This is a genomic window from Pedobacter sp. 22163, from assembly GCF_052045595.1.
Classification (GTDB): Bacteria; Bacteroidota; Bacteroidia; order Sphingobacteriales; family Sphingobacteriaceae; genus Pedobacter.
In genome coordinates, this window is the sequence record NZ_JBQEPM010000001.1 from 729,542 (window position 1) to 743,894 (window position 14,353).

The 14,353-nt window shown below is 37.8% G+C and carries 11 protein-coding genes; 4 read left to right on the forward strand and 7 right to left on the reverse strand.

The window, feature by feature from the left end; genetic code table 11:
- Nucleotides 1-39 precede the first annotated feature (39 nt).
- Complete coding sequence (rnr, locus tag ACTJKN_RS03070; RefSeq protein ID WP_440822574.1) at nucleotides 40-2,172, forward strand: ribonuclease R; 2,133 nt, start codon at nucleotides 40-42, stop codon at nucleotides 2,170-2,172.
- Between the two features lie 46 nt (nucleotides 2,173-2,218).
- The gene (locus ACTJKN_RS03075; RefSeq protein ID WP_440822576.1) at nucleotides 2,219-3,193 is read left to right on the forward strand and encodes a polyprenyl synthetase family protein; all 975 of its coding nucleotides are present in this window, start codon (nucleotides 2,219-2,221) and stop codon (nucleotides 3,191-3,193) included.
- Between the two features lie 196 nt (nucleotides 3,194-3,389).
- Here the strand turns inward: ACTJKN_RS03075 and ACTJKN_RS03080 are convergent, their stop codons facing one another.
- The 3 genes from ACTJKN_RS03080 to rplU form a co-directional block, all read right to left on the reverse strand.
- Entirely contained in the window at nucleotides 3,390-4,229 is an 840-nt protein-coding gene (locus tag ACTJKN_RS03080; RefSeq protein ID WP_440822577.1) for a hypothetical protein, read from the reverse strand.
- 679 nt (nucleotides 4,230-4,908) lie between these two features.
- Entirely contained in the window at nucleotides 4,909-5,337 is a 429-nt protein-coding gene (rpmA, locus tag ACTJKN_RS03085) for a 50S ribosomal protein L27 (RefSeq protein WP_440822579.1), read from the reverse strand.
- A 52-nt stretch (nucleotides 5,338-5,389) separates the two neighbouring features.
- Nucleotides 5,390-5,701 (reverse strand): 50S ribosomal protein L21, encoded by a 312-nt coding sequence (gene rplU, locus ACTJKN_RS03090; RefSeq protein ID WP_025146774.1) that lies wholly within the window; start codon nucleotides 5,699-5,701, stop codon nucleotides 5,390-5,392.
- 677 nt (nucleotides 5,702-6,378) lie between these two features.
- Between rplU and ACTJKN_RS03095 the strand changes: the two genes are divergently transcribed.
- Nucleotides 6,379-7,338: a GLPGLI family protein gene (locus ACTJKN_RS03095; protein WP_440822581.1), complete on the forward strand. Its 960-nt coding sequence runs from the start codon at nucleotides 6,379-6,381 to the stop codon at nucleotides 7,336-7,338.
- Complete coding sequence (locus ACTJKN_RS03100) at nucleotides 7,335-9,995, forward strand: carboxypeptidase regulatory-like domain-containing protein (protein WP_440822582.1); 2,661 nt, start codon at nucleotides 7,335-7,337, stop codon at nucleotides 9,993-9,995. Before ACTJKN_RS03095 ends, ACTJKN_RS03100 begins: the two co-directional genes overlap by 4 nt.
- Nucleotides 9,996-10,197: 202 nt before the next feature.
- On the opposite strand, the gene ACTJKN_RS03105 is transcribed toward ACTJKN_RS03100, so the two are convergent.
- The 4 genes from ACTJKN_RS03105 to ACTJKN_RS03120 form a co-directional block, all read right to left on the reverse strand.
- The gene (locus tag ACTJKN_RS03105) at nucleotides 10,198-11,694 is read right to left on the reverse strand and encodes a M56 family metallopeptidase (RefSeq protein WP_440822584.1); all 1,497 of its coding nucleotides are present in this window, start codon (nucleotides 11,692-11,694) and stop codon (nucleotides 10,198-10,200) included.
- A gap of 5 nt (nucleotides 11,695-11,699) precedes the next feature.
- Nucleotides 11,700-12,062: a BlaI/MecI/CopY family transcriptional regulator gene (locus ACTJKN_RS03110; RefSeq protein WP_215128250.1), complete on the reverse strand. Its 363-nt coding sequence runs from the start codon at nucleotides 12,060-12,062 to the stop codon at nucleotides 11,700-11,702.
- Nucleotides 12,063-12,268: 206 nt separating this feature from the next.
- On the reverse strand, nucleotides 12,269-12,769 hold the full coding sequence (locus ACTJKN_RS03115; protein ID WP_440822586.1) for a hypothetical protein: 501 nt from the start codon (nucleotides 12,767-12,769) through the stop codon (nucleotides 12,269-12,271).
- A gap of 108 nt (nucleotides 12,770-12,877) precedes the next feature.
- Nucleotides 12,878-14,254, reverse strand: coding sequence for a dicarboxylate/amino acid:cation symporter (locus ACTJKN_RS03120; protein WP_440822588.1), 1,377 nt, complete (start codon nucleotides 14,252-14,254; stop codon nucleotides 12,878-12,880).
- Between the last annotated feature and the right edge of the window lie 99 nt (nucleotides 14,255-14,353).

Sequence of the window (14,353 nt, forward strand, 5' to 3'; positions counted from 1 at the left end):
CGCATCTTTTCTGTATCTTCGGTAAATTCAGTTTAGCATATGGCAAAGAAAAAATCGGCAAATATAAAATTAGTTCTGAATCAATTGGTTAGTGATGTTTTTGAAAAAAACAATAATCAGCTGCTTAATTATAAGCAGGTTTCGGCCAAATTAAATTTGAACGATCAAGAATCAAGAGAAACCATTCTCGAGATCTTAAAAGAAGGGAAAAGTACAGGGATTTTCTTAGAACCAGAAAAAGGTAAATTTAAACTTAAAGAACTGCAGAACTTTATTATCGGTACGGTTGATATGACTGCCGATGGTTCAGCGTATATTGTTCCGGAAGATGAATTTGAGAAAGATGTTTTTGTAGCTCCACGAAAACTCAAAAATGCATTGCACGGCGATACCGTAAAGGCTTATGTTTTTGCGAAGAAAAGCGGCCGTAAAAATGATGGCGAAGTTGTCGAAATTATTAAAAGAGCAAAATCAGATTTTACAGGTGTAATCAAGATATCAGATCGTTTTGCATTTGTAATTGCAGATGATAAAAAAATGATGCACGATATTTTTGTGCCTCTGGCCGATACCCACGAAGCCAAAAACGGTCAGCGTGTATTGGTAACCCTATCAGATTGGCCTGAAAGTGCAAAAAATCCAATCGGGATTGTTAAACATGTACTGGGTAACCAGGGCGAGAACAATACCGAAATGAATGCTATTTTAGCACAGTACGGTTTTCCTTTAGAGTTTCCACCTCAGGTAGAGCGCGAAGCCAATGCCATTCCTGAAGAAATTCCTGCAGCAGAAATTGCCAAAAGAAAAGATTTTAGAAAAGTATTAACCTTTACCATAGATCCGGCAGATGCGAAAGATTTCGATGATGCCATCTCTTATCAAAAACTCCCTAACGGAAACCACGAAATTGGTGTGCATATTGCTGATGTTTCGCATTATGTAATTCAGGGAACTGATTTAGATAAAGAAGCTTACAGCCGCGCCACTTCGGTTTATCTGGTAGACCGTGTAATTCCGATGCTGCCAGAGCGCTTGAGTAATGGTGTATGTTCATTACGTCCACATGAAGATAAATTGTGTTTTGCAGCTGTTTTCGAACTGGACGAGCAGGCCAATATTCAATCTGAATGGTATGGTAGAACGGTAATCCACTCCGACAGAAGATTTAGTTATGAGGAAGCGCAGGAAGTAATCGAAAATAAAGAAGGTGATTATGCACACGAAATATTGAAACTAAATGAGTTGGCTTATATTCTGCGCGACCGTAAATTTAAAAACGGAGCCATCAGTTTCGAAAGTACAGAAGTTAAATTCAAACTGGATGAAGCTGGCAAACCAATTGGTGTTTATGTAAAGGAGCGTAAAGATGCCCATAAACTGATTGAAGATTACATGCTTTTGGCCAACCGTAAAGTTGCCGAGTTTATAGCCAAGAAGACTAAAGGAAAAGACAAACTGACCTTTGTTTATCGTGTGCATGATTCGCCAAATATGGAAACCCTGAATACTTTCGCAACCTTTGCTTCACGTTTCGGTTATAAAATCAATACCAAATCGGATAAAGAAATTGCCAAATCACTAAACAATTTAATGGCAGATGTAGAAGGCAAAAAAGAGCAGAATATTCTAACTTCGCTGGCCATCAGATCAATGGCAAAAGCGATTTATTCGACTAAAAAAACCAGTCATTATGGTTTGGCTTTTGAATATTACACACACTTTACTTCCCCTATCCGCCGTTATCCGGATGTGATGGCGCACAGGCTTTTACAAACTTATTTAGATGGCGGAAAATCGGCAGACATGGAATTTTACGAAGTGGCCTCTGTACATTCTTCGGCAATGGAGAAAAGAGCTGCAGATGCCGAACGTGCATCCATTAAATACAAACAGGCCGAATACTTAGAAAATAATATCGGTACGGAGTACAAAGGGATTATTTCGGGTGTTACCGAATGGGGCATGTATGTAGAGATTGAAGAGAATAAATGTGAAGGCATGATTCGTTTAAGGGACATATCAGACGATTTTTATGTGCTTGATGAGAAAAACTACTGTATTGTAGGGCAACGCAAAAAGAAAAAATACCAGTTGGGTGATGAAGTGATGATCAGGGTGAAAAAAGTAGATCTTTCTAAACGTCAAATCGATTTCACCTTAATTCCAGATTAAAAATTTAAAATTGTGCCTTAAACACAGTGTTTACGCAATAATTACAATGCATACTACAGAAGAATTACAACAAATTTTAGATACTGCAATACAAAATTTAAAGTTTCCGGATCACCCTAAACAGCTTTACGATCCGATTACTTATATCATTAATCTGGGTGGAAAACGGGTAAGACCACTATTGGTTTTAATGGCGACAGAGTTGTTTGGTGAAAATGCAAACGAATCTATCCACGCCGCTATGGCCATTGAGATTTTCCATAATTTTACGCTTGTTCATGACGATATTATGGACAATGCGCCACTCCGTAGAGGGAAAGCCACCGTCCACGAAAAATGGAGTACCAATATTGCCATTTTAAGTGGTGATGTAATGATGGTGGAAGCAAATAAAAACCTTGCAAAAGTTAATCCAGCCTTTCTAGGTCCGGTGTTGAATGCCTTTAATGCAACTGCTCAAGGCGTTTGCGAAGGGCAGCAATTGGATATGGAATTTGAAGGCCGTGATGATGTGAGCATTGAAGAATACATCAACATGATCAGGTTAAAAACGGCAGTGCTTTTGGGCGGCGCCTTAAAACTTGGAGCCATTATCGCTGGTGCCTCAGAAAAAGATGCAGACTTAATTTATCAATTTGGCGAAAATATCGGCATTGCTTTTCAGCTACAAGATGATATTTTAGACGTTTATGCTGATCCTGAAAAATTCGGAAAACAGGTTGGTGGCGATATTATAGCCAATAAAAAAACCTTTCTGCTATTAAAAGCCTTTGAACTTGCTGACGGAGAAACCAGGGCATCATTAGATACCTGGACAGGCTACAAAGAATTTAATGTGCAGGAAAAAGTAGATACAGTACGCCAGGTATACGATATTTTGGATATTCAGGATATTGCTAAAGAAAGCATGAACAATTACCTCAACAAAGCCTTAGCGGTATTTGCCCAGATTAATGTGAGCAATGAGCGCAAAGCGAATCTTTTAACGCTTACCGATCAGTTAATGGCCAGGGAGTATTAGTTAAAAAGAGTTGTCAACTTTTATAGGCAAACGGCCTGAGAGTTGACAACTCTATATTTCCTCTACTTGTCAGTCTGAGCCTCAGATAAATCGGGACAGGTAGTCGAAGACTCTTTTATGTTTAAATCAAAAAGATTGTCCTTCGACAAGCTCAGGATGACATGTCTTTCATTTAAACACTCAAAATTTCTATATCTTAGGTCTTTACCAACTTATACTTGATCCAAAAATCAGAAGATTTGGCTGCTGATTCTCCGCCTTCCGGTGGTCGTTGAGCTCCTCCGCCCATTCTTCCACCACCCCCCATACCGCCACGACCGCCACCACCCATACCTCCCATTCCACCTCTACCACCCGATCTGCCTTTACCTCCGCTTTCACCTTCGGGTCTAGCTTCTCTTTTAAAACGAGATTTATTTGGCTCATTAATTTTGATATTGTACACCAATGGCTTGTTAAAGTCTAACTCTACCTGTAATTGCGTTAATGGAATGCTTAATTCGTAAATAAGATCTCTATTCGGGTGAATGCTCATTCCGGTTTCAATACCGTCCTGATTCATCGCTGGCAGCTCACCATCAGCAATATTTTTAAAGCCAGAAACTCGAATGCTTTTATTCATCGCTAAGGGATCTTGTGTGGCCCCATCTGGCGATAAAGGAGTATGTTCACGGTGCTCCTCTCCTTCTTTTGGCATTGGCGGTTTTTCCATTAAAGGAAAGGTTAACTTAATACCATCTTTTTTCTTGCTTTCAGTATTGATATTCAATGTAATTCCTCCTCTTAGTACACTAAAAGTAGTTTGTGGATCTAACGATTCGATAATGATGTACAGGTTTTTGTCGTCGTTGGCCAGCGCAAAGGCCAGTTTGGTGGCATCGTTGTATTGGTTAAGCGGTTCGTTCCATTCGTTCGATATACCATCGGCCTTAAATGGTTTCACCATACGGATATTCTCTTCTACCTCTTGTGCTTTAACCGAAAAGCCGACTAACATAATACAAAAAACAGATAAACTGAGTATTTTAAAATTCATCGCAAATAATTAAATAATGATGTACGAATGTATTGCGATGAATTGTTAAATTTTGTTATTTAACAGGCTTTAACATTAGTTGAGTTTAGCGTAGGACGTTTTGGGTTTGGAGTCGATTAATCGGTCTACTCAATGTATCACCCTAAAGGGTAATTTATTGTAAAAAAATCAATATTAATGACAGCAGAGAAAAGATTAACCACCAAGTCACAAAGAACACAAAGTTTAGTGCCTTTATGATATAGCAGCCAAAAAACTGAACCATATAAGAGACACATAAGTTACATATAAGCTCAATGCCCTATATGTTCTTGCATTCCTTATATGGTGAAAACTATAATAGAAGTAAGCCCCTGAAACAAGTAAAGGGTGACGGACCGAGAGCGTGACCGTCATCCGATAGCTATCGAGTGCGAGAAGGCTTTTTCAGCCGACGAAGTAATCTTAACGCGATCGCTAGTAGCGATAGTTGTAAGATTGCTTTGTTCCTCGCAATGATGGCTTTTCTATTGGAGCCTATCAATGGTAGCGGAGTTGAAGAGCAATTAACCAGTCTGGGGTTTAGCCCCAATTAACCGATTTGACCAATGAACTAGTGACTAATGAACCAGTGTGAACCATATAAAAACAAAAAAGTCCCGATTTGCATCGGGACTTTCCTTTATAACTTTGTTACTAATTATTCTGCAGGTGCAGCTTCTTCAGTAGTTTCGTCTTTTTTAGCTGCTTTTTTTGCAGGTGCTTTTTTAGCAACTGGTGCTGCTTCAACAACCTCTTCAGCTACAACTTCTTTTTTCGCAACCGCTTTTTTAGCAGCTGGTGCTTTAGCTACTGCTGCTTCAATTTCAGCTTCAGTAATAGGAAGGATAGAAACATAAGATTTGTTATCTTGTTTCTTTCTGAAAATTACAGTACCATCAACTAAAGCAAATAAAGTGTGGTCTCTACCAATACCAACACCTTTATCAGGGTGGTGTTTTGTTCCACGTTGACGTACTAAAATGTTTCCAGCGATAGCTAATTGCCCACCGAAAATTTTAATACCTAAACGCTTACTATGCGATTCACGTCCGTTTTTCGAACTACCGGCTCCTTTTTTGTGTGCCATGATTTTATATTTTGTAACTCGCTAAAAAGCGAATTATTGGGTTAACAATTAATTATAGAGTGATGTCAGAGATCTGAATCTTAGTGAAAAACTGGCGGTGACCATTTTTCTTTTTGTAACCTTTTCTACGTTTTTTGTGGAAAATAATTACTTTATCACCTTTTAAATGAGATACGATCTTAGCTGAAACTTTAGCACCTTTAACTGCAGGAGCACCTACAGTAATTGCACCACCGTTGTCAACCAACAATACATTATCAAATTCAATACTAGCGCCTTCATCTCCTTGTAATCTGTGTACAAAAAGGTGCTGGTCTTTAGCAACTTTAAATTGCTGCCCTGCTATATTTACTATTGCGTACATTGTTTAAATATTAGTTTTTTAATTTTTATTTAACGAGGTGCAAATATAGAACAAATTCAATTAACACACAAATACATATCGAAAATATTTTTCACTAAAATCATACGGCATCAGGATTCGGAGGATTTTAGGATTTCGAGATCGATTTGACCACTAATTTAATTGCATTTTTCGAAAATCATGGCTTAATAATTATTGGGCTAAGCCAGCTTTGCTGTCTATTTAAGCAAACACTTATTATTGGAGCGCAAGGTCAGTGCAAAATATTAAGTTTCTTCCCGTTTTACGCTTATACGCTTCGCTTCCTCGTACCTCGTTGCTGCAGGGTAACGCTTCAACCGGGGCTAGAGAATTAGGACTGCATTTCATTTTTATGGTTGCAGGGTGCACAAACCCTTGTTCCTAAACCTGATTGGAGCGGACACGAAGTGCAACGGAGTAAAGCGAGCAGGACTGAAGCCTGCCAAGAACCACAAGCCGCCCATTTCTAAATCGTAATTAAATACTTGCGAGCATACTATTGGGTTTCGGTCGGTGATACACCAACCGATAGATCTATATCTCCGCAGCTGAAGCGTCTACTTAATTCTTTTCGTTAAAAAATGTTAAAGCATTTTCATAACTACGAATTATTCGTAGTTTTACGAAAATTAAATAGACAACTAAAAACCAATCCCATGAAACCAACCTTAATTATCTGTTTAGCAACAGTACTAAGCTTTTCAGTAAAAGCCCAAAGCCCTGATAAGGCCCTGGCCAGAGTAAGATATACTCTTACGCACATTACGGATACTACCCAAAGGGATAAGCCCCGCACTGAAAATATGTTACTCGTAACCGGAAAAAATGCTTCTGTTTATACCAGTTACGATAAGCTGAACCAAGCGTTAAATACCCAGAAGCAGATTCAGGAGCAGATGAAAAATCAAACAGGCAACTCCAATATCAAAATCGAGGTGAAAAGTGAAATGAAAGTTCCATTAACACAGGAAGATTATTTCTTTTTTGCCAACGAACATAAAATGATTACCAAAGAGCGCTTATTTAACAATTACCTTATTGAAGAAACTGCTCCACAAATTGACTGGAAGATTTTAAAAGATACCATGAGTTTTTCAGGGATACCATGCCAGAAAGCGACCGCAACCTTTAAAGGTAGGAAATGGGTCGCCTGGTTTGCCACAGAAATGCCTTTTCAGAGCGGCCCATGGAAATTAAATGGATTGCCAGGCTTGATTATAGACGCCTATGATGAAAAAAAAGAAGTAAAATTTACATTCGCTGGTCTTGAAAACGTAAAAGATGATGCCACTCAAGGAAATTCAGGTGATGATATTAAAATTGCGTCGCCAAACGGTGGTGTTGGGGTGGTAAAAATGGTGGGAATAGATGTAAGCACCTCTTACCTTGGACCGGAGATTAAATTACCTGCAGACGCCATCAAAACGACCAGAAAAGAATTAGATAAACTTAAAGCGGCAAGAGATAAAGATCCTCAAGGCTTTATGCAGGCACAAATGGCGGCGAGTGGTATGCAAGGTTCATTTAAGACCAATAACGCTCCCCGTCCGGCTGGAGGCGCAGGCATTACAAAACCTGAAATCAACAACCCAATCGAAATTCCGGAGAAAAAATGAGAAAATGCGCTATAATGCTGGTGCTCCTGTTTGCTGTTTTTTCGGCGCTGGCACAAAAACCGATCAAAGGGATGGTTAAGGATAGCAATGGAAAAGCGATTGAATCTGTTAATGTCAGTTTAAAAGATCCTGAGGGGAATATAATCAATTTCACCAGGACCAACCGCAATGGCGAGTTTAGTATTCCAATAAAAAATGACCAGATTACCGGCTATAAAATAGAAGCCTCGAGCATTGGTTATAAAAAACTGAGCACGGTTGTGGCCGATGTAAACAAAAGTTATGATCTGGTTCTGCAAAACAGCGAAACCGCATTAGAAACAGTTACCGTAAAAAACCGGCCATCTTTAAAGGCAAATGGCGATACCTTAAATTACAGACCATCTGATTTTGCAGATAAGCAGGATAGAAGTATCGGCGATGTACTTAAAAAAATGCCTGGTATCGAGGTTGCTGAAAATGGAAAGATCAGCTATAACGGAAAAGCCATTTCTAACCTCTATGTAGATGGCGATAATCTTTTGGACGACAAGTATAACATTGGCACTAAAAGCATCCCACAGACCGCTGTTGATAAGGTACAGGTAATCCAGAATGATCAGCCAATTAAAATGATGCGCAAAAATAATATGAGTGATGATGTCGCGCTGAATTTGGTGATTAAAGATGATGCTAAACTTAAGGTAATGGGCGATGCCACGGTTGGTGCCGGAATGCCCGACCGCTTTGACGAAAACCTAACGGCAATGCTGTTTAATAAAAAACTAAAGTTTATTAACAATATTAAAGGCAATAACATTGGCAATGATCCGGGTATTGACCTCACCTCGCATAATTTATCGGATTATTTAAAGCGCCTCGACAACGATAAGCCGAGTGGATTGCTATCTACAGGAGCAGCCGGTGTGCCCTCTTTACCGCAAAGCAGGTATCTTTTTAATAAAGCTGGATTGATCAATCTAAACAACTTGTATAAGTTTAACCAGGATCTGCAATTAAGGGCAAACCTTTCGTACTTATATGATCAGCGCGATCAACAATACAGCAAATTTTCGGAAACCTATCTTTCTGGTCAAACCATTAGTTATTCAGAATCGCAGAACAATGCGATCAATCCGCAAAAATTAAGAACCCAATTCAACTTAAATGGGAATGCAGAAAAATATTACCTGAATAACAACTTTGTATTGGATTATGCACCTTATAAAACTTCTTCGGGTTTTGTAATCAATAATGTTGCGGCCAATCAGATACTCCGGCAGGAAACCCTCGATATTTCTAATGAATTTAATTACCGAAAAAAATTGAAGTCGGAAGATGTAATTAACCTCTACTCCTATTTAAACCGCACAACACAGCCTGAAACACTAAACATTATACCTGGGCTTAATGCCGATATTTTAAATAATGGAAATAGTTATCTGGGCTTAAACCAATACATCAAAATACCAACCTGGTACATCAATAATTATGCATCGTTCGCTTTTGTAAAAAACAATTTCGTACAAACCTATAAGGCAGGTTTTAATGTACAGCAGCAACAGCTCAACTCTGAACTTTACCGTACACAAAACAACCAGCAAACAGAACTGGTTTCGGGCAATGCGGTAAATGACCTCGATTGGCTTAAAACAAAGTTCTATACTGAGGCAAACTACGATTTTACAAATGATAAAATAAAAGCAGGGCTGAGTTTACCCTTGAGTTACAACCAGATCAATTACAGTGATGAGGTAAATCAACTGGACAAAAGCCTGCACAAATTATTCCTAAGCCCTTCATTTAATTTTAAATATCAAACCAGTCCGGAGAATTATGTAACAGCAAATTATGCCTTCCGAAATGATCTGGGAGGAATTGACGATGTTTATCGTGGTACGGTTTTAAAAAATTATCGTTCGCTTTTCGCTAACGATGCACCGATTTCGGAATCAAAAACGCACAATGTTGGAGCTGGATTTAACTTTAGAAAAGCGATGCAGATGTTGTTTATCAATTTAACAGCTAACTACAGCAATGCCGAACTGAACACCATTTCTTCATACAGTTTAAGCAACAATATCCAACAAAGGGTTGTGCTGCCCTTGAGCAACCACGTCCGTACGCTTTCGTTTAGTGCAAATGCAAGTAAATATCTTTTCGACCTGAGAAGTACGGTAAGTGCCGGAGTAAGTTTTTCGCAAAGCAGATACGATCAATTGCAGAATAATGAACTATTTGCCTTTAACGCTCAAACAGTTTCTTATAAAGTGGGTATTGAAGCAAAACTTACCAATTTTATCAATTGGTCTTACCTTGCAAATTTCTCGGTAACCGATAATAAAGCCAAAGTTGCTAATGCGATAAAAACGAATTTCCAGCAGCTTAGGCAGCAATCTACTTTGGCCATTACCACCGTTAGAAATGTGTATTTAAATTTATCGGCCGAGCATTTATTTACGCATCAATCTACACAGCCTAATCTGAAATATCTTTTTGCAGATATGAACATCAAATACAAACTCTTAAAAATGAAAACAGATTTAGAATTTGGCGTAACCAATCTGGCCAACATCAAAAGGTTTGATGCGATTTACCTTTCAGCAAATTCACTTACCACCGGAACGTATTATATACCGGGAAGGGTGGCCATGCTGAAGGCTACTTTTAATTTTTAATAAATAGATTCGACATTTCGAGGAGGAACGACAAAGCCTTCTGAATACAATCAGATGAACAGGTCTTCGAACTTAAATCTGCGAAATCTTTTTGATCTGTGGGAAAAACAAACGATTGGCTATTCGTTTTCCCGCAGATTTAGAGGATAAACGCACATTTTTTTTCAATAGCAACTGCGCTCGAAATGACGAATGAAATGAACTAGGGCTTTGTCGTAATCTGGATCGCCTGATTATTTCTGTCAACTTTGAGATCAGAAATCTTATTTACATTCAATTTATCAAGCTCCTCTTTTGAAATTTTATTGCCATTTAAAAAATAGGTTGTGGTTTCGTTAACAATAGTTCCATTGCCCGTTACAGGTTGGTTTCCACCTTTGACATCTGAGATTTTGGCTGTCGATTTTAAAACGTAAAACATCGCGACACCGCTTTTCCTGGGCATTGGCAAATTCTCGAAATCACCGTTTTTGTCAGCTAAAACATTAATAATAACATTTTTATGGTCTGCATTTGAGGTATCAGTAAAGCTAAAATGTTGTACAAAATTTTTGCCTTTAAAAGTTCCATCCGTTTTAAAGCTCATGATCTTCACTTGCTTACCTAGACCTTTTAAAGTCTCTTCTATCGATTTTCGAGAAGAATCTGCACCGTCTACAATGCTTTTAAAAATAAAAGTCATTTTGGTGGTGGTATCGGGTGCTTTCAGCGTATCAATGATTATTCTCTTTTTAAATTTAGCTTTTAAAACTGTTTTGGGTTGTACAGCTACCTCAGCAACCTTTTCAGGCAAAACATCATTCACCATTTTGGTTAGGGGTGCTAAACTTTTCTTTACCTCCTTTTTATCGATGGTAAACGCTAAAGTAACGCAAAGCAATATAGGTAACACAAATAAATACCGGGTTAAATTTACTTTTGAAGAACGTTTCATGTTCATCATTTTAATCCGCTTTTTAAGGTCGGATAAATTAAAATTATTCACAATAGCTACCGATGGTTGTAAAGTTCCAACATCTAACAAGCTATATTGATAAGCTTTTTTATCGATTCCTTTTTTTAAAATCTTCGCATCTGTAATAAATTCAATGTTTTCTCTGACCGCTTTTTTCATCAACCAAACCCCCGGATTAAACCAGTAAAAAACGACACAGATTTCGGCCAGAATAACATCTAAAGTATGCCATTCTTCTACATGTACTTTTTCATGTTCTAGAATATTGTTTAAATCTTGTTTTTTATGCAGATGTGGGTTGATATAAATGGTCTGCCAAAAACTAAATGGGCTTACTTCATCGTTTAAAATCCTCACCTTATAATCATCTAAACGATCGGGTGAAGAATTTTTATGCATTCTATAAAGCGAAATAAACTGCACAATCAATCTTAAGGCCATCAATAAAACACCGGTATAAAAAAGCACCGTAAGTCCTTGCCAAAATACCGACACGGCATCTTGTTTTACAAATTCACTTACCTGTTGGTTAAATTGTGGAACAAAGGCAGGCACAGCTTTCTGTCCGGCAAAAAACTCGGTGAGGTTAATAAATGGATAGGCAGAAGAAAAGATGATCCCAAACAGCAGAAATATCCTGTTGATGGAGTAGAAAGTTAGCCTCCGCAACACCAGATAATAGGTTGCCGAAAACAAGATCAGCACCAGATTAATTTTCAATAAAATGATAAAGAAATGTGGCATGGCATTTACTTTTCAGGGTTCTCAATTAAATTTATAATCTCTTTAAGTTCCTCCGCACTTATTTTTTTATCCTTTGCAAAAAAAGCAACCAGTTCTTTATAAGAACTCTGGAAATAATTATTCACAAAACCACTCATAAAACGCTTTTTATATTCTATTTCCTTAACTTTTGCACTATAGCGGTTGGCATTGGCAAAACGTTCGCTCATCAGATATCCCTTGCGTTCTAAATTCTTGATGGTAGATGCCAGTGTAGTATACGGTGGTTTCGGATCAGGAAGTACATCCATAAAATCTTTAATAAAGCCCTTACCGATCTGCCAAACAGCCAGCATGGCTTCCTCTTCCTGTAATGTTAATTTTTCCATTATTACGAATATATCGTAAATATACGAAAACATCCTAAAAGGAAAAAGACTTTAACAAAACGCTAACATTTAACGCTTTATTAAAGTCTTTTTGGTTCATTGGCCATTAGTTCATTGGTCAATGGTTTAATCGGTTAACTGTCTCAAACGCCAATTTAATTTAATCGACTTGAGACTCTGGACTCCCGACTTCGGACTAACCTCACCTACTTCCCGCTTCTTTTTTCGGCTTGTAATAAGGTTTCCTGAATGATTTTTCTCATTTGAACAGCTGCATCCAGTAATTTTGGATTGCCATCAAAGTCGCCATAAATAGTTACATGTTTTGACTTTTTTTTATAATTGAAAGTGATATCATAACGCGGTACCAACCTGGATTTATCACTTTTTTTACCAATGGTATCTGGAAAATTCCAAAGGCCGATTTCATTTGCCTTTCTATGCATGTATAACACATCATTGCTCTTTAAAAAGAATTTTTTGGTAACTACTGAGTCTTTATTATTTACGTAGCGGTAAACACCAGTCTTTGAATCATATGTGTTCTCCAAAGTATCTTTTAAACCATAACTATACTGCATTGACACAAAATCATCTTTACGAAAAGGCGCATTCTGTATAATCGGTTTATAATAGATGTAACAATAAATGATCATCGGAACGATAATGGTAATGGCTAAGAATATTTTTTTTCCTCTACTTGACACTTGATGTTGAATTATTGAATGAATATTTAATTATTGAATGAGAGATTGATTGAATAATTGAGTTATTGAATGTTTGAATGAATGAATTATTGAATGAGATAATAAGACTCAGGACTCTTTAAGCTCTCCTTCCCACTTACTTACCACTGCTGTTGCAATGCTATTTCCAACAACATTAGTTGCAGAACGGCCCATATCCAATAAAGGATCGATACCAATTAGCAGCGCCAAGCCAGCTTCAGGAATATTGAAACTTGCGATTGTACCAGCAATTACCACCAATGATGCCCTTGGTACACCAGCAATCCCCTTACTGGTTAACATGAGGATTAAAAGCATAGAAATTTGCTGTTCGAAACCCAAATGAATACCATAAGCCTGTGCAATAAATAAGGAAGCAAAGGTCATGTACATCATTGATCCATCCAAATTGAATGAATAACCCAATGGCAGTACGAAACTTACAATTTTATCTTTACAGCCGAAACGCTCTAAAAGCATCATTGTTTTTGGATAAGCTGCTTCGCTACTCGCGGTACTAAAAGCCAGAAGTGCAGGCTCTTTCATATCGTTTACCAAACGGAAAATACGTTTCTTCAGCACCAAAAATCCTAAGAAAATTAATACTGCCCAGAGTATGGCTAATCCCAGATAAAATTCGCCGATAAATATGGCATAAGTATTTAATACATTCAAACCTTGTTTGGCCACAATGGCGGTCATGGCTCCGAAAACAGCCAATGGTGCAAAATTCATTACATAACCGGTCATTTTTAAGATTACATGCGCGATGGCATCGAATGCTTTGATTACGACCTGACCTAAATCGCCAATGGCAGCTGTTGCTACGCCAAAGAATAATGAGAATACAACAATCTGCAAAATTTCGTTGGTTGACATCGATTCTGCTATACTTTTTGGAAAAACGTGTGCGATAAAATCTTTCACACTCATCGATGCTTTCTGGATACCTGTATTTACCAATTGATCGGGCAATGATAATTTCATATGTCTTCCAGGTTCGAATAAGTTTACTAAAATCATACCCAATACGAGCGACATTAGCGACATGGCCAAAAACCAGCCCAATGTTTTACCACCAATTCTACCCACGGCCTTAATATCGCCTACCTTGGCTACACCAACTACTAAGGTTGTAAATACCAATGGCGCAACAATCATTTTAATCAGGCGGAGAAAGATATCGCTCAGCAGCGTAAAATACTCTAATTTTTTCTCCCTGATATCTTCGTTTTCTTTTTTGATTTTAGCATTTACTTTTCTTTCGGCCTTAAGTTGTGTATAGCCAATACTGGTGGTATCGGTCGTTTTGGCAATGCTTACCTCTATACTTTTAACTTTCGCATCGGCAGTGAGTATTTTCTGGTTATAGACATCGATTGAATTGACATTTAAAATATAGCCCAATGCAATACCCGCAATCAGCGCTAAGAAAATGAAAAGCGTGAGTTTGTTTTTTTTCATGAATATAAAAAGTTTGTGGTACTCTTAATTTGGTAAAACTACGATATTTACGGCGTGTAACAAATTTTGATAACAGCTGGTATTAAAAAATATATCAAC